This is a genomic window from Pedobacter sp. N36a (genome assembly GCF_014472395.1).
In the GTDB taxonomy this organism is placed as follows: domain Bacteria; phylum Bacteroidota; class Bacteroidia; order Sphingobacteriales; family Sphingobacteriaceae; genus Pedobacter.
This window is the reverse complement of record NZ_JACSZW010000003.1, coordinates 159,539-182,535: the sequence shown is the minus strand read 5'-3', so window position 1 is coordinate 182,535 and position 22,997 is coordinate 159,539. Positions and strand designations below refer to the sequence as shown.

Annotated in this window: 16 protein-coding genes; 7 read left to right on the top strand and 9 right to left on the bottom strand. The window is 42.2% G+C overall.

The window, feature by feature from the left end:
- Window positions 1-70 precede the first annotated feature (70 nt).
- From H9X96_RS07190 to H9X96_RS07160, 7 genes are all read left to right on the top strand, one after another.
- Window positions 71-1,033, top strand: a complete 963-nt coding sequence (locus tag H9X96_RS07190) for a tryptophan 2,3-dioxygenase family protein (RefSeq protein WP_187665651.1) — start codon at window positions 71-73, stop codon at window positions 1,031-1,033.
- A 120-nt stretch (window positions 1,034-1,153) separates the two neighbouring features.
- Window positions 1,154-2,218 carry a branched-chain amino acid aminotransferase gene (locus tag H9X96_RS07185; RefSeq protein WP_187665650.1) on the top strand — a complete coding sequence of 355 codons (1,065 nt, stop codon included), beginning with the start codon at window positions 1,154-1,156 and terminating at the stop codon, window positions 2,216-2,218.
- A 98-nt stretch (window positions 2,219-2,316) separates the two neighbouring features.
- Window positions 2,317-4,437 (top strand): S9 family peptidase, encoded by a 2,121-nt coding sequence (locus tag H9X96_RS07180; RefSeq protein ID WP_187665649.1) that lies wholly within the window; start codon window positions 2,317-2,319, stop codon window positions 4,435-4,437.
- 262 nt (window positions 4,438-4,699) lie between these two features.
- Window positions 4,700-6,310: a tetratricopeptide repeat protein gene (locus tag H9X96_RS07175; RefSeq protein ID WP_187665648.1), complete on the top strand. Its 1,611-nt coding sequence runs from the start codon at window positions 4,700-4,702 to the stop codon at window positions 6,308-6,310.
- Between the two features lie 300 nt (window positions 6,311-6,610).
- Window positions 6,611-9,385 (top strand): TonB-dependent receptor, encoded by a 2,775-nt coding sequence (locus H9X96_RS07170; protein ID WP_187665647.1) that lies wholly within the window; start codon window positions 6,611-6,613, stop codon window positions 9,383-9,385.
- A 75-nt stretch (window positions 9,386-9,460) separates the two neighbouring features.
- Window positions 9,461-10,714 (top strand): right-handed parallel beta-helix repeat-containing protein, encoded by a 1,254-nt coding sequence (locus tag H9X96_RS07165; RefSeq protein ID WP_187665646.1) that lies wholly within the window; start codon window positions 9,461-9,463, stop codon window positions 10,712-10,714.
- Between the two features lie 31 nt (window positions 10,715-10,745).
- Window positions 10,746-11,810, top strand: a complete 1,065-nt coding sequence (locus tag H9X96_RS07160; RefSeq protein WP_187665645.1) for a phytase — start codon at window positions 10,746-10,748, stop codon at window positions 11,808-11,810.
- 41 nt (window positions 11,811-11,851) lie between these two features.
- Here the strand turns inward: H9X96_RS07160 and H9X96_RS07155 are convergent, their stop codons facing one another.
- The 9 genes from H9X96_RS07155 to H9X96_RS07115 form a co-directional block, all read right to left on the bottom strand.
- The gene (locus H9X96_RS07155; RefSeq protein WP_187665644.1) at window positions 11,852-13,663 is read right to left on the bottom strand and encodes a hypothetical protein; all 1,812 of its coding nucleotides are present in this window, start codon (window positions 13,661-13,663) and stop codon (window positions 11,852-11,854) included.
- 33 nt (window positions 13,664-13,696) lie between these two features.
- Window positions 13,697-15,487, bottom strand: coding sequence for a hypothetical protein (locus H9X96_RS07150; protein WP_187665643.1), 1,791 nt, complete (start codon window positions 15,485-15,487; stop codon window positions 13,697-13,699).
- Between the two features lie 41 nt (window positions 15,488-15,528).
- Window positions 15,529-16,359: a hypothetical protein gene (locus H9X96_RS07145; protein ID WP_187665642.1), complete on the bottom strand. Its 831-nt coding sequence runs from the start codon at window positions 16,357-16,359 to the stop codon at window positions 15,529-15,531.
- A gap of 1 nt (window position 16,360) precedes the next feature.
- A complete protein-coding gene (locus tag H9X96_RS07140; protein WP_187665641.1) occupies window positions 16,361-18,910 on the bottom strand; it encodes a TonB-dependent receptor in 2,550 nt (849 codons plus the stop codon).
- Window positions 18,910-19,926, bottom strand: coding sequence for a FecR family protein (locus H9X96_RS07135; protein ID WP_187665640.1), 1,017 nt, complete (start codon window positions 19,924-19,926; stop codon window positions 18,910-18,912). The genes H9X96_RS07140 and H9X96_RS07135 overlap by 1 nt, the downstream gene beginning before the upstream one ends.
- Before the next feature lie 10 nt (window positions 19,927-19,936).
- A complete protein-coding gene (locus H9X96_RS07130) occupies window positions 19,937-20,548 on the bottom strand; it encodes an RNA polymerase sigma factor (RefSeq protein WP_255431032.1) in 612 nt (203 codons plus the stop codon).
- A 7-nt stretch (window positions 20,549-20,555) separates the two neighbouring features.
- Window positions 20,556-21,035: a hypothetical protein gene (locus H9X96_RS07125; protein ID WP_187665639.1), complete on the bottom strand. Its 480-nt coding sequence runs from the start codon at window positions 21,033-21,035 to the stop codon at window positions 20,556-20,558.
- A 62-nt stretch (window positions 21,036-21,097) separates the two neighbouring features.
- Window positions 21,098-22,105: a glycosyl transferase gene (locus H9X96_RS07120; protein WP_187665638.1), complete on the bottom strand. Its 1,008-nt coding sequence runs from the start codon at window positions 22,103-22,105 to the stop codon at window positions 21,098-21,100.
- On the bottom strand, window positions 22,098-22,898 hold the full coding sequence (locus tag H9X96_RS07115; RefSeq protein ID WP_187665637.1) for a TIGR04325 family methyltransferase: 801 nt from the start codon (window positions 22,896-22,898) through the stop codon (window positions 22,098-22,100). Before H9X96_RS07115 ends, H9X96_RS07120 begins: the two co-directional genes overlap by 8 nt.
- Window positions 22,899-22,997: the final 99 nt, after the last annotated feature.

The following is a 22,997-nucleotide window of genomic DNA, read 5'->3' as shown; positions in this document are numbered from 1 at the left end:
ATTAAGGTTCTGCCTGTATAAACAAGGTGTAATAAGGAGCATTCAGTGCATTTGTAATATCGATTAAATCATGGAACTGACCCCACAAATTAAAGACAAACTGGACAAGCTGCAGGAAAAGTATGCAGCGATGGGCCAGGATATGTCGGCCTATCTGGATGGCTTATTATATGCAGATTTCTTAACATATTGGGATTATATTCATCTGGATACTTTGCTCAGTTTGCAGCATCCGAAGACTTCCTTCCCTGACGAAGAGATTTTCATCATGTATCACCAAATTACAGAGCTGTATTTTAAACTTTGTTTACATGAGTTCAGCCAGATTGCTGCCGCCAAAGAAACCTTGACTGTTACTTTTTTTACGGATCGTGTGAAAAGAATCAACGCTTATTTTACCGCCTTGGTTTCTTCGTTTGAGGTGATGGTAAATGGCATGGAAAAGGAACAATTTTTGAAATTCCGCATGTCATTATTACCGGCTAGTGGTTTTCAATCCGGCCAGTACCGGATGATAGAAATTTCTGCAACTGATTTTATCCGCCTCGTTGAGAAAGGTAAAAGAGAAGAATTGAAAGACGCTTCCATTGAGGAACAATTTGAAAACATTTATTGGAAAGCTGGCGCGACAGAACTGGCTACCGGCAAGCAAACGCTCACCCTAAAGCAGTTCATCAACAAATATGCGACTCAATTTTTACAATTGGTGAAAGACCGTCAGGATAGCAATTTCTCTGCGCTTTACCACCAATTGAAAAGTCAGGGAGCAGAGCTCAGTGCCTTGGAAGAAGAGCTGAGAAAGCTGGATCTTTTTGTGAATGTGGAATGGCCGCTTTCGCATTATAAATCCGCAGTGCGCTATCTGGAAAGAGATCCGGTAGACATTGCCGCAACCGGTGGCACGAACTGGCAGAAATACCTGCCTCCACGTTTTCAAAAGAGAATCTTCTACCCTTTCCTATGGACGGAAGCACAAATGGAAGAATGGGGCAAAGGATGGGTGGTCAGCGTACTGAAAGATTTACGGGGATAACCGGCAGCAGCAAGGGAGCTTAGTGTAAGTTAAACACCAATAAAGCCCCTTTTTAAATGCAAATAAAACAAATAAGAGTGGCAATTTTTAGTAGATTTGCCTATAGAAATACGAATTGAAATGAACGAGACACTGGATATAACCATTACGAAAACTGAACAAAGCAGACTAACTGTAACAGACTTTTCACAACTTCCCTTCGGAAAGGTGTTTTCCGATCACATGTTTATTGCCGATTATGAAGATGGCGCATGGAAAAACTTACGAGTGCTTCCTTACGGCCCGATTCCAATGAGCCCGGCAATCTCTGCCCTACACTATGGACAGGCGATTTTTGAAGGCATGAAAGCTTACCGTCAACCAGATGATACGGTTAGCGTATTTAGAGCGGACAAGAATTTTGAGCGTTTTAATAAATCAGCGGCACGCATGGCGATGCCAGCTATTGATGAAGATATTTTCATGAAAGGTATTGCAGCCTTAATTGATATCGATAAAAACTGGGTACCTAATCAGGACGGTTACTCTTTATACATCCGTCCGGTTATGTTCGCTACAGACCCTTACCTGGGTGTGAGAGCATCAGATACCTATACTTTCGCTTTATTAACGACCCCAACAGGTCCTTACTACAGCAAAGCTTTAAAAGTAAAAATTGAAACAGAATATACCCGTGCCGATGAAGGTGGTGTAGGCTTTGCCAAAACTGCTGGTAACTATGCGCGTTCCTTATTCCCGTTTGCGGAAGCTACGAAAGCTGGTTTTGACCAGTTGATCTGGACAGATGCAGTAACGCATGAGTTTATCGAAGAAGCAGGAACAGCGAATCTGATCTTTGTGATCGATGGTAAACTGGTCACCCCTTCGGTAAGAAGTACCGTATTAGACGGCGTAACACGTGACACGATTATCAAATTGGCTCAACATGCCGGTATTGAAGTGGAAGAAAGACGTGTGAGCGTAAAAGAAGTGATTGAAGGAATTGAAAATGGCCGTTTAACAGATGCTTTTGCAGCTGGTACTGCCGCTACAGTGACGCCAATCGGTGAAATCGGTTACGAAGGTAAATTATATACTTTAACAGATCCTGCAACACGTACCATTTCTGCAGGGATCGCGAAAACATTAAATGACATCCGTTACGGACTTGCTCCGGATGAATTCGGATGGAATTTCATCTTGTAAATTTATAGCACATTGCTGTAAATAATTTTTGTGAGGCGCCTTTGAACCAGGGCGCCTTTTTTTATTAGGTTTATCCTTAACACACAATTATAACCACAATGAAAAAAACATTACTTATCGGTTTAGCGGCATCGTTTTGCTTCAGCTATACGGTACAGGCGCAGCTGAAAAGGCTGAGCCAGCAACAAACCCTGGGGGGCCAGGCCTCATTAACCAAACCAATGAACATGGTAAATGGCTGGTCTGACGACAACCATTATATTGAAATGGACCTTTCTGATCGTAAATTATACGCGGTGGAGGTAAAAACAGGACGTAGAACACCTTATACTCCTGCCCCGAAGAGCAATGTGAACGTGAACATCAGAAATCACGATGTTTTTATTCAATACGGAAAAGAAGCCGCAAAACAACTGACCAATACTAAAGCAGAAGAAAAGAACCCAACCCTGTCTCCAGATGGAAAACATATCGCTTTTACCCGCGACAATGACCTTTATTCGGTAGATGTAGCGACAGGAAAAGAAACGAGATACACGACAGATGGAACTGATGTGATTTATAACGGTTGGTCGTCATGGGTATATTTTGAGGAGATTCTGGGCCGGGCTACCGCCTACAAAGCCTTCTGGTGGTCGCCCGACAGCAAAAACATTGCGTTTATGCATTTCGATGACACCAAGGTGCCGATGTTCCCAATCAATGGCTCTACCGGTCAGCATGGTTATGTTGAAAAAACAAGGTATCCAAAAGCAGGAGATCCTAATCCGGAAGTAAAAATAGGTTTCGTCCCTGTTGCAGGCGGCACAATTACCTGGGCAGACTTCAATGAAAAAGACGATCAGTATTTCGGTACGCCTTACTGGAGCTATGATGGCAGCAGCATGATGGTACAATGGATGAACCGCGGTCAGGATAACCTGAAATTCTATTCGGTAAATCCGAATACAGGGGTAAAAACAGAGATTTACGATGAAAAACAGCCTTCCTGGGTAGACCTGGATTATGATGGTCGTATTGAATATTTACAGGATAAAAAACACTATATCCTGAAAAGTGATCAAACAGGCTGGGCACATTTTTACCTGTATACGTTGGATGGAAAACTGATCAATCCAATCACCTCTGGAAAATGGCAGGTAACGAGTCTGGTTCATGTAGATGAGAAAAATAAAGTAGTTTATTTCAATGCCCGCAAAGAAGCTTCTACCCGTTCTGACTTTTACCGCGTAGATTACAGCGGTAAAAACTTGAAAAGACTGACTTTTGGGGAATACAATCACCAGATCCAGCTTTCACCAAATGGCCGTTATTTTGTAACTACTTATTCTAATGTAACTACGCCGCCAAAAAGAACATTGGTAGACAATGAAGGAAAAGTAATCAAGGAATTAGGCGATAGTAAGTCGGCCGATTTTGCGCAATATAACTTTGGTAAAACGGAAATGATCACCATTCCTACAGATGATGGTTACCAATTGCCGGCAGTGATTACTTACCCCACAGATTTTGATGTCAATAAGAAATATCCAGTGGTGATGAGCATTTATGGCGGTCCGAATGCAGGTACCGTAACCAATACCTGGAAAGGTACTGCTCCACAGTACTGGTCGAATGAAGGGATCATCCAGATTGCAGTAGATCACCGTGCTTCAGGACAATTCGGTAAAGAAGGTGTGGCTTTAATGCACCGTAACCTGGGTAAATGGGAAATGAAAGATTATACAACTGCAGCGAGATGGCTGAAAGCCAAATCTTATGTAGACCATAAAAAATTATTGATCACTGGTCATAGTTATGGCGGCTACATGACTTGTATGGCTTTAACCATGGGTGCCAATGATTTCGATTTTGGTATTGCAGGCGCACCGGTAACGAGCTGGGAGCTGTATGACAGTCACTATACAGAACGTTTCATGGATACGCCTCAGGAAAACCCGGAAGGTTATAAAAACGGCTCTGTGCTGACTTACGTAAACCAATACAAAGGGCTATTGCGCATTATGCATGGCGATATGGACGACAATGTGCACCTGCAGAACACGATTCAGTTAATAGATAAATTGCAGGATGCCAACAAACATTTTGAGCTGATGATTTACCCTGGTGGCCGTCATGGCTGGGGTGGTCTGAAAACAGCGCATGACAAAGCGGAAAGAATTCGTTTCTATTACGACCATCTGCTGGAAAAACCTGTTCCTGCAGATTTACTGAACTAAGATTTTAATAGACGCTTTTAAGCGTTGATGAATTAAAAAAGACCCTGAGCGCTTAAATGTTCAGGGTCTTTTTTTTAAACTTCCAAACCAATGTGGATTTCATTGTTGAAATATCCATCTCATTCATTTTTCGATTCATCATCCAGTTGAGCGAGCTGCGCATTAAGGGTGCTGATCTTTGCCCTTCAATCCCCCATTTCGGCCAGTTCACATTGCGGCTTGATTTAACATTAGCTTAATATCTGCACTATAATTTTAGGAGGTGAAACAACAGACTACCATACCATTCCACAACTACATCGGCCTAGTGCTATGTTTTATCTTACTTTATGCCTTCCCCACCTCTGCCGAAGAAGTCATAAAGCCCAAATTCCACCCGATAGACACCCTGACTAACAAGGCGCCGAATACTTCCTTTCTGAAGATCAAAAAGACCTTAAAAGAGGCGCTGGAAAAAGACGATTTCATCACCGAAGGTTTGTGTTATCAGGAAATCGGAGCCCTTTTTTATGTTCAGGCAGCCTATGCTCAGGCCATCAATTACTACTATAAGGCGGATAAGATCTTTCGAGAGAAAAATGCGACCCATCAACTTGCCGGAAACCTGAATAAGATTGGGGAAACGTATTATTATGCCAGGCAATATCGCGTTGCCTTAGAAAAATATCAGGAGGCTTTAAAACTGTATCAGCAGCTGGGTATTCAGAAAGGCATTGCTGATTCTTATGGCCTGATCGGGCAGACTTATGAGAAAAGCCAGAACTATCTCGCTGCCATGAAATACCAGCAATTGGCATTGGCAGTTTACCATAAAGAAAAGGACCAGACGGGCATCGCAAAGATCTATGAAAACATTGGCAGTATCTATGAAGATAAGCCACATTTAGATTCGGCATTGAAATATTATACGCTGGCCTTGGCAGGAAATGCCATCGAGAAGAACCTCCATGGACAGATGGAAATCATCAATAACATCGGTGATGTGTACCGGAAAACGGGGCGGTATCCAGAGGCCTTAAACTACACCAAAAAGGCAGAAAGTATGGCTAAAGCCATGAATGACCAATATCAGCTGAGCAGCGCCTTCCGGGATCTCTCCAAAACTTTTGACCTGATGAAGCGCTACGACAGCGCTTATCATTACAGCGAACTGGGTCGGGATATCTTTCTTAAAATCTTTACCGAAGATAATAACAAGCAGCTCGCTTTATTACAAACCTTATTTGAAATCCAGCAGAAAGACGATGCCATTGCGCAATTTGAACAGGAAAAATCAGCAGATAGAATCCTGCTCATTGCCACCATAGTCATCATTGTACTCCTCCTTTGTCTGGCCGCAAGTGTCATCAGCAGACAGCGCTTAAAAATTAAAAATGAGCAGCAGGTTAACGAGCAGAACCAGCGGTTATTTGAAACCCAAAAAGACGCCATTAAAGATGCACTGGAATTAAAAAGCAAGGAACTCACCAGTACTACACTCCATACGATTCAGAGTAATCAGTTTCTGGAAGAACTCCGCAGCAGCATAGAATGCCTGGTAAAAGACGATAAAAGAGACCAGAAAAAAGCTTTGCAGCAATTGATCCAGCGCATCAATCAGAACATTAATCAAGACCAGCACTGGAAAGATTTCAGCCGGATGTTTGAGCAGATTCACCAGACATTTTTTGACCATTTGAAAGCCCATTGTGATGACCTGACCGCGAATGATATTCGCCTGGTCGCACTGATAAAAATGAACCTGAGCTCAAAAGACATGGCCGTTCTTTTTGGCATTTCCCAAGACAGTTTAAGGGTAGCAAGGTACCGTTTGAGGAAGAAACTGAACCTCCCGCAAGGAGAAAATCTGAGCACATTTATTCAGACTTTATAATGGATTTCCAGAAACATACGGTGATTAACAATTTGGTAACATTACGCTAATCAAATGGTAATGGCGATTTAGGTTACACAAAAACACCTAATTACCAATTACTTAACTAATCCCTGTTCACACTGTACGCGTTTTGTATCCCTGTCATGTAACGCTGTATACATTTTGTTAACGGTCATAATTTTAAAGCTCGAAAGCCAGTAGGCATTTTTGGAGAACGTTAACAAAACAGCAGAAATTGTCTATTGAGAACAAATGAATAACAGCAAAATAAACAAATCCAACAAAATTAATCAGAAAATGAAGACACTATTATCCGTTCTTTTTTGCCTATTATTTAGCATTACAGCCGCGCATGCTACCAGCCTGAAAGGTTACGTTTACGACCAGAAAACAGGAGAGGCAATGGTGGGTGCATCTGTGCAGCTGGAAAAAACAAACCAAGCTGTTTTAACCGGTCTGGATGGATCCTTTGAGATCAAACATCCTACCGCAGGAACCCATACCTTAAAGGTATCGTACTTAATGTACAAAAGCTTTTTCAAGCAGATCCTCATCCTGAAAGAAGACAATCCGGTATTGAAAATTTACTTATCAGAAACCAATGCCGCTGAATTAAATGAAGTGACGGTTTCTGCAAAAGGGGATGGATCTTCAGAGAAAACAGCCAGAAGGATTGAGCAGAAGGCCTTGCAATTGGTCAATGTAGTTTCAGGAAGAGCGATCCAAATTTCTCCAGACCTGACTGTGGCCAATGTAATCCAACGTGTATCCGGCGTATCTGTAGAAAGGAGCAGCAGCGGCGATGGCCAGTATGCCATCCTTCGCGGTATGGATAAGCGCTACAGTTACACCTTGGTTAATGGCATTAAAATTCCCAGCCCGGACAATAAATACCGTTATGTACCGCTGGATATTTTCCCTTCGGAATTGCTGGAAAGATTGGAAGTTTCAAAAACACTGACGCCAAATATGGAAGGTGATGCCGTTGGTGGTGTCATCAATATGGTGATGAAAGATGCGCCAAACAAATTAAAAATTGATGCCAACCTGGCCACTGGTTATAGCCAGATGTTTCTGGATCGCGGATTTACCTCATTCGACAACAGTGGGAACAACAGCAAATCCCCTTATGAATTGCATGGTAAGGATTATAAAGCTACTCCTCTGGATTTCTCCACAGGAATGCTGGATTACAAAACCAAACACCCTGCACCAAATGTAGTGGGTGGTTTATCTATCGGACAACGTTTTCTGGACCATAAACTAGGTGTCTTAGTTGCTGGCAGTTACCAGAATACCTATAGAGGAGCCAATAGTACTTTTTACAATTCCAGCGTAGTAGCTGCCGCAAATAAAGTAGGCACGATTATGAGTCAGGACGACAGGGAGTACTCTGAACAGCAGAAACGCTATGGTGCCCATGCCAAACTGGACTATACCTTCAATAAAAACCATAAACTGAGTTTATACAATGCTTATGTGGATTTGAACAGCTTACAGCTGCGTGATTCCAAGGTAACAGATTTCAGCAGTGAGTACCATCCTGAAATAGGCAATGCCAAACTCACTTATTCTACCCGTTCCCGTTTCTCAGCGCAGCAGATTTACAACAGTACTTTACAGGGTGAGCATCAGCTGATCCCGGAAAAATTGAAAGTACGCTGGTCGGCGGTATACTCTTCAGCAAAAAATGAAAGCCCTGATCAAAGTATCATCAATATCTTAGGTGTAAAAGAGAATTTTGTGGATCGCCGCACTTTTGCTCCTGCCATTGGTGATGCTTATACCCGCCGCTGGGAACGCAGTACAGAAGAAGATAAAGCCGGTTATCTGGACATCGATTACACTCAGCCAATTGCCGGAATCAATGTACTGTTCAGCGCCGGAGGAATGTACCGCGACAAACAGCGCAGCAGTTTCTTCAACCAATATACCTTAACAAATGCGAATCCTACCGCAGTTTTTGGCAAGGATTTCAACAACTATACAGAAATTGTATGGAATGTTAAAAACCAAACAGGATCTGTAGATAACGCACTGACCTACGATGCTGCCGAAAAAACGGCTGCAGCCTATGGGATGTTCAACTTTACCGTAAAAGACCTGCAGGTAATTGGTGGTTTACGTATGGAACATACGAATCAAAGCTATATGATGCTGTTTCCAGGCGCACAGCCTCGCCCGAATGGCAAACAAATATATACTGACCTACTGCCAAGCATGAATTTGAAATATAAATTGAGCAGCCACCAGGCCCTTCGTGCTTCTTATTTCCGCTCTTTAAACCGTCCTGGTTTTTATGAACTGGTTCCAGGAATCGGAGTGGTTCAGGACGACTATAAAGAAAGAGGAAATCCAGATTTGAAACGTGCGATTGCAGACAATTTTGACCTTCGTTATGAGTTATTCCCGAACAGCAGCGATCAGTTATTGGTCGGTGTATTTTATAAAAACATCGCCAATCCAATAGAATATACCTTCCAGCCAGACCCGATTCGTCCACAGGATACTTATTATACCCCTGGAAACTTCGGTACCGCTAAAAACTATGGATTGGAACTGGATTACATCAAGTTTATCCACAAGTTCGGATTCAAAGCAAATTACACGTATACCCATTCCAGAATCACCACGCCTAAAACATCAAGAATCCGGAATGCAAATGGCGATTTAGATCCGATTTTAGTAGATCAGACCAGGCCTTTATTTGGACAATCGGCACACATTGCCAACCTATCCCTGCTTTTCAAAGACCCCAAAACTGGTTGGGATGCACAATTGGCTGCTTCTTATACCGGCCCAAGGATCAATACCATTTCTCAGTTCTTAGACAACGACCTGTGGCAGCAAGGATTTATCCAGATGGATGCCTCTGCAGAGAAAAAATTCAAGAACAATTTAAGTGTATTTGTTAAAGCTGGAAACTTGTTGAATACACCGTTAAAGCTATTCATCAAAGGCACCAATACGGAAGCCAATGGAACTACAGGAACTGAATACAATGGCAAAACACTGATCCGTAACGACTATTATAAACAAACTTACTTATTGGGGCTACGCTATAAATTATAATCGACCTCCTCATTTCGTAAACAGTTATCACTATTTCACATACAAAACTGATCATTTCATAAAAATACAAACAAGATGAAAGCAACAAAAATATGGATGGGTCTGGCAGTATTAGTAGTCGGATTCAGCAGCTGTAAAAAAGCCAATAGCGATGTAGATCCTGATACAGGAAACGGCTCTGCCATCGGTGAAGTTTCCGGTACCTGGAAAAGAGGAAGCACGCAGGTCATTAAAGGAGACATCATCATTCCAGAAGGACAATCACTTACCATTGAAGAGGGCGTAACCGTTATTATGGATACAACGGCTAAACCAGAAATCATTGTTAAAGGGAATCTATATGCAGAAGGTACTGCAGCATTCCCGATTAAGTTCACCATCCCTGAAGATTCCAGGACTACAAAAAATAAATTCGGCCGGTTATGGGGAGGAATTTTAGCCGCACCAAGCTGTGCAGAATTACTGTTGAACCATACGATTATTGAATACGCAGGAGCAACAACTACCGCAGCTTCTACTTCTGTAAAAATGAGCCTTTACAAGGCGAAAAGCGGGGAGAATTTACCAGCCCTATGGTACTCGAATGTAAATGGAAAACTGGTAGTCACCAATAGTATTTTCAGAAATTTACAGGAAGACTGTACGTATATTGAAGGTGGAAAGATCATTTTTTCCAACAATGTATTTTATACTACAGGAGTGACCGGTGGAGAAGCCATCAACCTAAAATCGGGATGTCTGGCGGATGTTGCCTTTAACCTGATGTACAGCACCAATACGAATGCGCTGAAACTTTCAAACAGCGGCGACAGAAGCCCACAAACCTTTGTAGTTGCCTATAACAATACTTTCGTGAATACCGGCTGGCGCAGACCTAGTGCCAAAGGAGGTTCGATCTGGGTAGAAGCTACTGTAAGGGTTAACCTGTTTAACAACCTTTTCGCGAATACTCGTTTTGGGATTAAAAGAGACACTAGAAACCCAGAAGACGCCAGATCACTAATTGGCAACAACCTGTATTATGGCCAGAGTCAGACGACTACAAACCAGTTTCAACCTTCAGCAGACATTATTGCTGGCAGTAATGATGTGATTGGAAAAACTGCAGGATCTAATGATCCATTGTTCCTGAATTATCCGGTAACCAATCCAGTAGACAATCCTGATTTTAATACGGCTTGGAATTTCCACATCGCTGCGGGTTCTCCTGCAATTGGCAAAGGAAAAACTGACTTCTTCCGTCATCATGCGGCAGGATTAACCCTGAATGGCATCCTGTATACCTCTCCTGCGCCTACCAGCTATATTGGCGCTTACGGCATCAACTAACCTGATTTATAAGTATAAAACATCAATAAAAATGAACAAACCTCATCTTATCCTTTCTGTTTCCGCGCTGCTGCTGACGCTTCATGTATCCTGTTCCTCTGTACAGAAAGATCCCGCAGCCATAAAACCACTGTACACCTCAGATCCGGTACAATTTGATTCCGATGATCCTGCCATTTGGGTAAATCCGGCAGATTCCTCAAAATCCTTAGTTATTGGTACTGATAAAGACGAAAATGGCGGTCTGTATGTATACGATTTACAAGGTAAAGTGATCAAAGATAAAGTGGTGAGTGGTTTGAAAAGACCGAACAATGTGGATGTCGCTTATGGATTGAACCTGGGTGGCAAAAAGACCGACATCGCTGTGACCACGGAAAGAATGACACATAAACTTCGTATATTCTCCTTGCCAGACCTGAAACCGATCGACAATGGCGGTTTGGAGATGTTTGAGGGGGAGACTAAAGAAATGTACCGCGACCTGATGGGTATCGCCATGTATACTAATCCTAAAGGTCAGATTTATGCGATTGTTGGCCGTAAAAATGGCCCGAAGGATGGTTATTTATGGCAATACCTATTGGAAGATGACGGCACAGGGAAATTAAAAGCCAGCTTGAAGAGAAAATTTGGTAAATATAGCGGCAAGAAAGAAATCGAGTCTATTGCGGTAGACAATGAGCTGGGCTACATCTACTACTCTGATGAGCAGTTTGGCGTTAGAAAATACCATGCAGATCCTGCGAAAGGAAATGAAGAACTGGCGCTATTTGCCAAGACCGGATTTAAAGAAGATAATGAAGGCATCAGCATTTATAAAACATCAGATTCTACAGGATATATTCTGGTATCTGATCAGGCGGCAAACCATTTCCAGGTCTTCAACAGGGAAGGTAAATCGGGCCCGCACGACCATGTATTGATCACCAGCATTCCAGTATCGACGAATAATAGCGATGGCTCTGAGACCTACTCGAAGCCATTAAATAAAGACTTCCAGCATGGTTTATTTGTAGCCATGAGTGATGACAAGACTTTCCAATATTACCGTTGGGAAGACCTTGCCGGAAAACTATTAAAAGTTAACAAATAAGGTGGAATCAAATTTGGCGGCAGGCAATTCCCGGTCTGTCGTCAATTTTTGTGTTTTTTCGCTCTTTCTCTTTGTAATCTTCGCTTTTCCCTTCTGACCTGTCTGGCCTCGCGATCATGCTTGATCTGCTCAAATGTGGCAATCTGAGTTTTAATCTTTTGCTCCTTGGCTTCTGTAATGCCCACACTATGCTTGATGCCCTGCAATAAGGACTTCCAGATAAAGTGGAAAAAAGAGCCATTCTTTGCGCGTTCTTCATGGATTTTTGCAGTGACCAATATGCCTTCTTTACTCGGGTTATTAGGATTTAAAATGATCGCATTGGCTAGAAAAGACATCCAACCCTGTCTCACCAAACGATTCTCGCCTTCTTCTCTTTTCAGTAAATTGACGGAAAGGTTGTTGTATTCGAATTTCATAAATCCATTTGCAATACGGTCGTTGGCGTCCACCTGAAACTCCATTCTTTTCACATCCCCGCTTTTAATGGCAATCATTCCCAATGGTCTGGTGATCCGGTTTAAGGAACGACCATCCATATTTCCCAGTAAACCAGCATAAGAAAAGGCACCGTCTTTGGCCTCCAGGTTAAATTTAAAGCCTACGTCCAGTTTCCCCCGCCCCATGAGGTAAGTTGTCAGATTGGCCGTCATCCATGGATCCTTCGCTTTATATTTTGGCATATTGGTCACATTACTGAAACTCCCGGAAGTGTTTTCAAAAGTAATGGTTCCTTTCTGCTGACTGTCTTCATCATATTCCGAATAGCTGATGTCTACATTACTCAGGTTCAACTTTTCGATCGTCAATTTACCTTGTACCTTTTGCAGCAGCTGATGCGGATAGCGTCCGATCTTCTCTGTGATCAGCTTAGGCAGTGCTTTATTGTTGAATACCCTCACCGAACCATTGGCAACCGTCATTTCTTTAGCTAGCAATTCCTGTTTAAGGATATATAACGGAAGATTAATTCCCTCCAGGCTCAGGTCGCTCATCTGGATGGCATAGCGGTCTTTGGAGTAGCCCAATGATTTCGCAAATTCCATCTCGTTATATCTTGGCACCACCCCCAGACTTTGAATATTCAATTTTCCAGAAGCTGCAGAGAAATCCAGCTGATCTAAACGGATGTGGTACAGGCTATCCGGGGTCGCATAGGTATAATTGTTCAATTTAATAACCACATCTTTCAGCAGGTATAACCTTTTTTTATCCGTAGCAGAATGGGGATCTATTAAATAATCTTTCAGCGTGATGTTTAGATGTCTTACGGAATCCACCCTTGGTTTTTCCCCGTTATTATTGACATATTTAAAGCTGATGTTGTTCAGATCGATCGTGTGGATGGCCAACTCTTTGAGGTATTCGGAAATGTAATCAAAAGGGGAAATATTTGGTCTGCTGAGCTTATCCTCATTAAAATCAAACTGCTGGTTCACCATCACCACATCTGGACGGTCTAAGCGCAGCTGGGTAATGTCTAGCTTCCGGTGCCTGAGAAAAGTATAGAGGTGGAAATTCCGGATTTCCAATTTCTCCAGTTCCAGGTGATAAACGTTATTCGGGGCTTTTTTTAAGGCGATCAGCTTCTTGAAAACCCGCAGATCAGGGATCACCTTTACCCCTGTCAGGGAAGCATTTGCCGTGAGCAGATTCATCCGGATGCCAGAAAACTCGATATGGTATAGGCTATCAGTAGAGCGCAGCACCAATTCTTTGATGTGTGCTTTAACTAAGGGCTTAAACTTATGGGCAAGATATCTGGAAGTCAGGGCCATGATCAGCACAAGTGCCAGTACACCAAGGCCAATTCGGATCAATATTTTCTTCTGCTTGCGGATTTTTTCGATCATAGGCGATACACGGGATATTCTAATATACTTTTTTTATGTCTTGTTTTTCTTTCGTTCTGCTCTTTTCTGCTGGCGCTCCGCTCTTTTCTCTTTCCGCTCCTCTTTCTTATCCTTAATCGCTTCCATTGCTTTTTCAGGAGTTTTAACAGGCACGATACCCAGACCTGCGCTTTCTCTCATTCCAATAAACACCCCTTTCCAGAGTAGATTAAAGAACGAGGCTGCCGGAGAGCGCTCAAAGGTGACGTGTGCCGTTCTCGGGGCTTCTCCTTTTGTTGGATTCGCATCGATGATCAGCAGCTTATTGGCCAGAAAGGAAAGCAATCCTCTTTTCTCTGGTGCAGCACCATCCTCTCCTTCTTTGAGCAGCTTTACTTTCAGATCGGTATAATAAAAATGAACTTTTCCTTTTGAGCCCGTTCTATTCGCCTGAATATCAAAATCTACTTTTTGCATTTCGCCGGATTCAATTTCGATCAGGCCTAATGGTTTTGATACTACATTCAAATCTGGCAAATGCATAGGTGCCACTGCACCTGAATAATGAAAAGCACCATTTGGATCCGTCAAACTAAAATCAATCTTAATGTTGATCTTCGATTTCTTCATGACCAAGGCCGTTAAATTGGCAATGGCATGGTTGTTTTTTACCACACTAAGTGAATCATTGGTTACATTGAGGACATTCCCTGTTAAATTTTGAAAGTATATCGTTCCTCTTTTCTGGCTGATTGGATTGTATTCTGTATAGGCCACATCGATATTGTCGATCTTCAGCGTATCCACCAGTGTTGGAATGGCCAATCTTCTTAAGGCCAGGTGCGGGAAATTTTTCCCTTTATCCAGATTCGGTGGAGCAGGCAATTCACGATTTAAAAAGATCCCTGCTTTTGCCGGACCTAAAGTAATTTTGCCGGCATGAAAGGTCCTTTCGTCGTTCAATAAAAGGAAATCGACTCCAGTAAAGCTAATTTTGTCAAAATCCAGGTCGTAGCGATCTTTACCATATTTATGCATCCGGCTGAATGCCAGATCAGGATATAATGGCGTCATTTTAAAGCCCTTAATGAGGATATTTCTCTTCGCTGCAGACCCAGAAATCGTATCTATTTTCCTGAGGTACATTTTATCTTTAGACTGATAGCCGGTGATTTCAAAAGAGATGTCTTTTGTATAGTAAAATCTGGTGCTATCGAATTGCGAAAGCGAGTCGATCAATAGGTCCTTGACATTCAGGTTGAGTTTTTTAATGCGGTGCAAAGGTTTATTGCTGAGCCCATCGACATAATCAAAATCAGCATTTACAACCCTGATGGCATCAATATCAAGAGACTTTAAGCTTTTGGACAACAACTGATAAATGGTCTTGCTGCTGGTATCTTTTTTCTTTTTTTTCAGCTGGTAATGCAGCATATTGATGGAAGGCTGATCCAGGACGATGCTATTGATATGAATCTTTTTCTTAAAGTAAGCATTCATCAAGCCCAGATGGTTAACCTGAACCTTTTTTACTTTCAATTGGAAGATATGGATTGGTGCAGCGCCTTGTGCTTTTAACCGGTTAAATACTGCGGTATCAGGAACAAGGCTGACCTCATCTAAGGAAGCAGTACCCGTCAGCAAGTTGAGGTGAATGTCTTTAAAATCAAGGTGGTAAAGTCCTGCTGAGCCTTGCGCTATCCCTGTTTTAATTTTCTCAGAGAGGAGTGGTTTCCATCTGGCACTGAAGTATATTGCCAGTCCGCCAATGAGCAGTAAGATCAACCCTAAACTGCCCAACAGCCATTTCCACCACATTTTTTTTACTGATTTTTCCTTTTCCATATTACGTTGCTTACAGCATTACTGCAATATCAAGGCCATAATTAAAGTTCAGATGCTTTATACCTTCCAGCATCCACATCTATTGCATAGAAATACCCCTGTGCATTTCCAGTCAGATTTCCAGTGGCATTAACCGGTACCGCAGAAAACAATCCATTCCAATCCGTCTCCATGAACACATCATACAGGTATTTGGCATAACGCTCGGAAAGGGAGATTTTATAGATGTATAGGTAATCGTCTTTACCCAATACAAAATCTCTTTTGAGATTATTGAGTGGATACAGTGAGTTTGGGGAGCCCAGAAAATGGGTATAACTGTAATATTTAGACTGGTCGAATTTCCCGGGATTCCATTGTGGGATATCCTTATAGGAAATCAGCCATTTATTAGGATTAAGATAGCCGAAAGTATGTTTTGGTATCGTGCCTGCATACATTCCGTCTGGAAGTAACTGGGTAGAAAGCGGCAGGAAGTCATCCACGATATTGACTACTTGCCTTAAAGTATCCACTGCAGTATAGGTTTGTCCGTTATAGACCACCTTTAGTTTATAAGCTCCGTTATAATTCGGTTCATTTTTGTTGACTGCGGTATAAACTCCGGCCGTACTGGATTCTTTAAAGGTCATTTCCGATTTACCGTCATTAACGCTGACAACCGCTTTTGAAACAGGCGTAGGCTGTCCATCTACGGTTAAAGCAGGTTTAGTTAAACGGATAGATTGGGTAGAGACACGGGTATTGAAGCCCCCTTCTACCGCAAGATCGTATTGGCGCTTGGGAGATAGAAACCGCTCGTCCAGTGCCTTCTTACAACTGGAAAGGCCCACTAAGAGCAATAGCACTAAAGTTAATCGATGTCTTTTCATCCTAAATTTTAAAACTGTAGGCTATCCATGGATAAATCCCTAAACCATACTCAATATTACTCTTTTTTGCTTCAACTACAGAAGGATTCAAGTGGTAATACAATGGGTTTTTGCGGTTGTAAAGATTGTAAACACCAACAGACAGCACGCTCGACAAGAATCGTTCGCCAGCTATTCTGCTCTTAAACTGGTACTGTGCGGAAAGGTCCAGTCTGCTGAACACTGGAAATCTCGCCGTATTTCTTTCTTCAAAGATAGGCACATTCAAGCCATCATGCTGGTAATAGCCAACGGGAAGGGTCAATGGCCTGCCTGTTGAGCAGATAAAGAAGCTTTGTAACGACAGTTTTTTAGTCATATCGTATTTGGCCGTGATCTTCAACTCATGAGGGATGTCATAATTGGCTACAAACTCCTTTCCGAAGTTGAGTGACTCTATTTTTCGAAATACTCTGGAATAACTGTAGGCAAGGGTACCGGAAAACTGCCCTTCCGATTTGGTCAGCTCCAATTCCATCCCATAAGCCCTTGCCATTCCTGATTTCAATTGCTGCCTAACCTCAGGATTTTTGATGATCTGTGCATGGTCTGTCAGTTCCAGTTGATTTTCCATCCGCTTGTAATAGGCATTTGCCGACCAGACATATCGGCTAGGCCTATATTGGTATCCCAGAGAAAAATAGTCTGAGCGCTGTGGCTTGATACTTTTTGACGCTGGGATCCAGGGCTCCAGAGAAGAAAATGCTAGTGTACTGTTTTGAATCAGCTGCAGGTATTGAAAATTCCGGTTATACGTAAAGAAATAACGCTGGTCTTTAGTTGGCAGATAACTCAGATTGAGACGAGGTTCTGGCTTTACAAATAGTTTAACCTCATGCGTTTCTATCCGATTCCCCTGGTCGTCAAACACGTTATTACGCATTTCATTGTTTTTAAATAAACTCAGACGAAGGCCGTAATCCAATTCAAAATGCGAACTTAAAGTGAGGCGCTGAGCATAGTACAGCGCTGCTTCCAGACTCTGATCTCCAGGAATATTGAACTCATCATTTGGAGATTGTTTCGCCTCACCAGGATTAAACTGATGATAGATGGCCGAGCCGCCAAACTTAATCTGATTCAGAGGATTCAGGTAATAGGTATAATCAGCTTTCAGGGTGACATCCCTTACCCGGGTTTGCCATTGTATTTTTTGAGACAGTGTATCTGCGTTTAAATCCAGCAGGTTATTGTAATTACTATAGATCAGGGATACGTTTTGAAAAATCGTGGAATTAAAAATATGGTTCCAGCGGAAGGTGGAAGTCAGGTTTCCCCAGTTGTTGGTGTATGCGTCTTCAGAAAGTAGTTTATCTTTTCCGGCATAGACAGAATAGAAAATGGTGTTGTTCTGGTTGAGCTTATAATTCGCCTTTGCATTGATGTCGTAATACACAGAAAAAGGATTGAACAGCTTAAACTTACTTTGGAAAACATCCAATAAACTCCTTCTAAAAGCGACGATAAAAGAACCCTTATCTTTTACAATCGGTCCTTCTGCGGCAATGCGCGCCGAAAGGAAATTGAGTCCTCCGCTCAGCTGAAACTGTTTATTATTCCCTTCGGTCATGCGGTTAATAACTACAGCGGAGAGGCGGCCACCAAAATTAGCAGGGATATAATCCCGAAACACCTGGATATTATTGACCACATCCGGATTAAAAACAGAAACCAGTCCATATAAATGAGAAGGATTATACACGATGGCCTCATCGAGTAGGATCAGGTTCTGATCGGAGTTCCCTCCTCTTACAAACAAGCCGGAACTACCTTCCGACAATGATTTTATGCCGTTCTGCATCTGCAGTCTTTTCACTACATCTACTTCACCCGCATAATAAGCAGCATTATTCAACTGGGCAGGCCCTAAATTCTGCTCATTTAAAAGAATGGGGTTTGGCCTAAGGTTACTGGATTTTATCTCTACCTCTGCTAAGCGGCTGGTCTTTAAGGCTAGTTCGATATTGAGCTGTACATCCTGATCTAAACGAATCGGTTCTTCCCTCGTTTGAAAACCGGTATTGGAGATCATTAACTGATGAACGCCTTCAGGAATAAACAAAGAAAAGAAACCGTATGGATTGGTGTTGATCCCGAGACCAAGCTTGGGCAGGTAAACAGTGGCTCCAATCAGGACTTCTCCACTCGCCTGGTCACGCACATGACCGCTAATGATCCAGTTCTTCTCTTTGAGGGGGCTAATGACAATGTCATTTCCTACCCGCTTAAATCCTAAATTCGAGCCAAATAACAGCTGACTTAAAATCTCTGACAATGGTCTTTGAACAGCATTCAGCGCTGCTGATTTTTTATTTCGCAATAAGTCTGGATCAAAGGCAAAATTACATTTTGCTTTTTCTTCCAGCAGCTGCAACACGCGGATGAGACCATCTGCAGGCACCTGAATACTGACCGGCTGATCAAGTACACTTTCATGCTGGGCACAGACAACCGTTGTTCCCGCAGCAAGTAATAGTAAAAGGCATATCAGCGTCCGAAAATAGAAAGTCATTATTTACCAGCTAAAACAAACGTACCATTGCGCTGGATCAATTTACAATCTAAAGAGGCCGCAATTACTGCTAAGGCACTATCCAGCTGCTGATATTTTAATTTGGCAGTCAGCTTTCTATCTTTCAGCACCTGCCCTTCCATCTCTATCTTAATCTGATAAACGGAGCCTAGTTTTTCCAGTACTTCCTGCAGTGGAGCAGCATTAAAGACGAAACTCTTATCCAGCCATGCCTTAAAGTTAGGGTCAGGATTATCGATGGCCATCAATGTTTTATTCCTGACATCGTAAATACCCAGTTTACCTGCGGTCAGATTTACTTTTCTTTCGGTTCCATATTCCCATAATTCTACTTGCCCTTCTTCGACGGTTACTGTAGATTGATTTTCATTTCTACTGATGTTAAAGCGGGTACCAATATCTTTCGCTTGTACATCTCCCAGCTCCACTCTGAAACGCGATGCCGTATTGGCGGCCACCTGAACAAAGGCCTCACCTTTGATCAGCACCAGTTTACGGTCCGCCAGAAAGTTGTTTTTACTGTAGCTAATGCTCGTTCCGGCATTAAGTTTCAAGTCTGTACCATCAGGAAGCACCACATTGGTGAGTACTGCCGTTCCGGTATTGATCACCACATCCTTATTTTTCCAAAAGAAGTAACCGTAGCCCAGCGTTGATAAAATCAAAAACATGGCTGCTATTTTGATCCAGAAATAAGGCAGTGTCTTATTTTTCAAGGGTGGTACAGGCTCGTTATGCTGCGAAAAGAATGATGCAGACTGGTTGAGTTTCTCCTCCAGCACTGTCCAGGAATGATGCGCATCCAGCTCATGCCGTTCCATCAATTTATCCAGATTGATCTGTACCCCTAAAAATTCCTGATACAGTTTTTCATTTTCCGGGTCTGCATTCCTCCATTGGAGGAGAATTATTTTATTTTCCGCGCTAATCTTTTCTTCGAGATCTTCAATGATCAGGGAAAAAATAAACGATTCATTTGTTTCAAAATTTTTCATAACAGGCGGTTTAACGTAACAGCGTTTTTAGGAACATAACTATCGCCAGCAAGAGCGCTGCAGACTTTCCGAGGTGTTCCCTTAACTTCTGAAAGCCATATGTCAAATGGTTTTTAACTGTTTTTAACGAGATATTCATCTGGTCGGCAATTTCCTGTTGTTTCAATTTACCAAAGCGACTCAGGTACATCACCTCTTTACATTTCGGCGGTAAAAGAGCCAGCGCTTCTTCCAGGTTTTTCAACAACAATTCTTCTTTGTTTAGGTTTTCTTCCTCTGGATTTTCAGGCAGCTGATCGGCCAGGTATGTCAGTTGTTTTGCGGCATCCTGCTTTTCTTTTTTCAGGAAGTTCAGGGATGCATTAACAATTGACCGAAACAAATAGCTTTTCATGGCATACTGAATATTTAACTGACCGGCTTTATTCCATATATTAATGAACAAATCATGTACAATTTCTTCTGCGGCTTCCGTTCTCCCTACGTATCTAAACGCGAGGATAAACAGTTGTCGGTAATACTTTTTATAAAAGGCTTCAAACACCTTTCTATCTTTATGCCTGATGGCATCCATCAGCAATAAATCATCATCAGGCCCAGTATTCATCTCTGCTTTACCCATGCGACGCTTAACTTTGTTTCAAGGTAAGTACTCCTGAAATTTCGGGAGCGCGCTGTAAAGTATTGATCGCTACAAACCAGTATCCTTTCAGCAGGTTTCGTTCCTGCAGGGGTGTCAATACAATGGAACCTGACAATTGAGCTCCTAGTAGGGTACTTCCCGGCTTATACAATTCCCGGATTAAAGTTCCTTTTGAGCCCTTTACTCCATTTCGCAAACTGATTTGTTCGGGCACTATTTTTTCATATTCCAGTGTATACCTCAATAATTTTGTTCCCTGATCATAATCTCCCTTGAATACTGCAGTACCTTCCGAGTCTGTATTTGTTCCTTTTTTATCTATCCTTGCAGTGACTACATAAGACCTGACCGGGGGTTTAATCTTCTGACTTTGCGCCGCTTCTTTTTTACAGCCACCTAGTACAATCATCATCCACAACACCCCTATCTTGAACAATGTAAATCCCTGACCTTTAACATCCCACATATTAGTATTTTAGTCGGCGACTAAAATACTAATTTATTGAAGATCCTTACCGTTACATTTTATTAATATATAAAGCCATACTGAAAAGATCTTTTGGTGTATAAGTTTTTATAATATCCCAGGAGCGTAAAAATCAGGAAACGCCCTAAAACCCTGGTGATCAACTCCATTTCATTATTAATCTCATGTGGAATCAGATTGCGGTCTGCGCTTTTGATACTTCGCTCGGCGATAGAAAGTGCCGATACATAAGGTCTGTAAATCTGTTTGATTTGATTTCTGCTAAGCTGGTACGCTGCATGTGTCAGCATATAGCTGTTTTTCACAGAATAGCTGAAGCCATGGTAGTGGTAAAACACCAGGTCAAACTCCCGACCGCTGGCTATTTCCACACCGCGTGGTTTTCCTGATTTTGTCTTAAAAGTATACTGCTGAATATTCCAGGGCGCAACGCCTGCACCGAGATGCTGGCATACCTGTACACAGGAAAACTTCTCCGTCCAGTTGTCCAGGTATTTCTGGTCTCCAAACCTCCCCTCTTCTAACCTATTGAAACACCATTCTAAACAAGAATCTACCCAGTAATTCAGCACCTCCAAGCCCTCTGGTGTATTCTTAAAGGTCATGTACTGTACGCAATAAATGCCGCTGTTAGCAGACTGGTCGTAACAAGGTGTGTAGCGATGTTCAGTGATGAGCACAGATTTTTCACCCATCCCCTCCATTAAAACCTGTGGATTGCTGAAAAACAACAGATCAGCATCTACATAAGTGCAATGGTCCAGGTTAAAACTTTCTATACAATACTTAATTGTAGAGGAAGCGGAAGTCCAGCAGTATTCCTGTGCAGTCCGCCCTGGTTTTACTGCCAGCAGTGCTTCATTTTCAAATTCTTGCAGGGAGATCACGCTGATCTTTGGGAGCGCCATGCTCGACAGCAGCTCATAGCAATGCGCATCAAATGCAAAAACATACAAATGAAAGTCCGGGCAATTCTGCTCCAGAGAATGGTACATGGCTAAGCCACGGGAAAGATAGGTGGTATTAAAAAGCGTACAGAATTTAAGCATAACCTGATGAATGAATAAAGTAAAAACCTTTGTCGTAACCCAGTTCTTTTCCATTGATCAGCATGGCTTCTTCTCCTTTTACATAAGAAGGAAATTCTGCGATCTGCTGGTAATGATTCTGGAAGTGGCTCAAAAATCCCTGCTGGTTAAAGAACCAGGATGGATAAGAAGCTGAATATATTTGTGGTGATACAATTTGTAGGCAGAGTAGATCCTGATCTCCATGATGGAAAGCGGTGCGGTCGAACAATAAAAACGGGAACTGATAGGCCACCAGTTCTTTCAAAAACTCATGCGGTTTTTCCAGGTATTGTACCACTGATGAAAGGATCACCAGGTCGATTTCTTTGGCTTTTAATGTTTCAGCAATGCTGGGATAAAATTTCAGCTGATCATCTTCAAAATGTGCTTTACCGCAGGCCACATAATGCTCCTGCTCTACTACATTCCAGCTGGCACAAACACCCTCCGTTAAAAATTCCCTAATCTGGAAATAAGTACTGCCCAATGAGCCACCAAAATCAAGTACATTCAGCGGTTTCCTTTTTGAGGCTGCACTATGCATTAAAAAGGAGATTAGGGGGAATGGATATTCCTTTTTGGGCAGATTTACGGAATCTCTTTCATAGACTGCTTCGCCATTTTTCACTTTCAGGATCGCATTTTTTGTTTTTTCAAGGATCACTTCTGCGCCATATCCACTGCTTTCTGCGGCCAGTTCCGTCCAGGAAGAATAATCTCCAAACCAGCCATACAGGTCCTTAGGGGTTTTCGCGAACAGGCATTTGAACATATTTAGATGGATTTTAGCTGTTATTTTAGCTTAAAGACAATAGATCATGAAAAAGGTCCTATATGTTTTTAGATATCTTCCATAAAAATTTCTTTCCGT

What these genes read in the sequence shown, in the direction of transcription:
- H9X96_RS07160 (WP_187665645.1), top strand. Translation starts at nt 10,746, where the DNA reads ATGAACAAACCTCATCTTATCCTTTCTGTTTCCGCGCTGCTGCTGACG.
- H9X96_RS07125 (WP_187665639.1), bottom strand. Translation starts at nt 21,035, where the DNA reads ATGTGGGATGTTAAAGGTCAGGGATTTACATTGTTCAAGATAGGGGTG.
- H9X96_RS07120 (WP_187665638.1), bottom strand. Translation starts at nt 22,105, where the DNA reads ATGCTTAAATTCTGTACGCTTTTTAATACCACCTATCTTTCCCGTGGC.
- H9X96_RS07150 (WP_187665643.1), bottom strand. Translation starts at nt 15,487, where the DNA reads ATGGAAAAGGAAAAATCAGTAAAAAAAATGTGGTGGAAATGGCTGTTG.
- H9X96_RS07130 (WP_255431032.1), bottom strand. Translation starts at nt 20,548, where the DNA reads ATGGGTAAAGCAGAGATGAATACTGGGCCTGATGATGATTTATTGCTG.
- H9X96_RS07170 (WP_187665647.1), top strand. Translation starts at nt 6,611, where the DNA reads ATGAAGACACTATTATCCGTTCTTTTTTGCCTATTATTTAGCATTACA.
- H9X96_RS07190 (WP_187665651.1), top strand. Translation starts at nt 71, where the DNA reads ATGGAACTGACCCCACAAATTAAAGACAAACTGGACAAGCTGCAGGAA.
- H9X96_RS07115 (WP_187665637.1), bottom strand. Translation starts at nt 22,898, where the DNA reads ATGTTCAAATGCCTGTTCGCGAAAACCCCTAAGGACCTGTATGGCTGG.
- H9X96_RS07185 (WP_187665650.1), top strand. Translation starts at nt 1,154, where the DNA reads ATGAACGAGACACTGGATATAACCATTACGAAAACTGAACAAAGCAGA.
- H9X96_RS07165 (WP_187665646.1), top strand. Translation starts at nt 9,461, where the DNA reads ATGAAAGCAACAAAAATATGGATGGGTCTGGCAGTATTAGTAGTCGGA.
- H9X96_RS07155 (WP_187665644.1), bottom strand. Translation starts at nt 13,663, where the DNA reads ATGATCGAAAAAATCCGCAAGCAGAAGAAAATATTGATCCGAATTGGC.
- H9X96_RS07135 (WP_187665640.1), bottom strand. Translation starts at nt 19,926, where the DNA reads ATGAAAAATTTTGAAACAAATGAATCGTTTATTTTTTCCCTGATCATT.
- H9X96_RS07180 (WP_187665649.1), top strand. Translation starts at nt 2,317, where the DNA reads ATGAAAAAAACATTACTTATCGGTTTAGCGGCATCGTTTTGCTTCAGC.
- H9X96_RS07145 (WP_187665642.1), bottom strand. Translation starts at nt 16,359, where the DNA reads ATGAAAAGACATCGATTAACTTTAGTGCTATTGCTCTTAGTGGGCCTT.
- H9X96_RS07140 (WP_187665641.1), bottom strand. Translation starts at nt 18,910, where the DNA reads ATGACTTTCTATTTTCGGACGCTGATATGCCTTTTACTATTACTTGCT.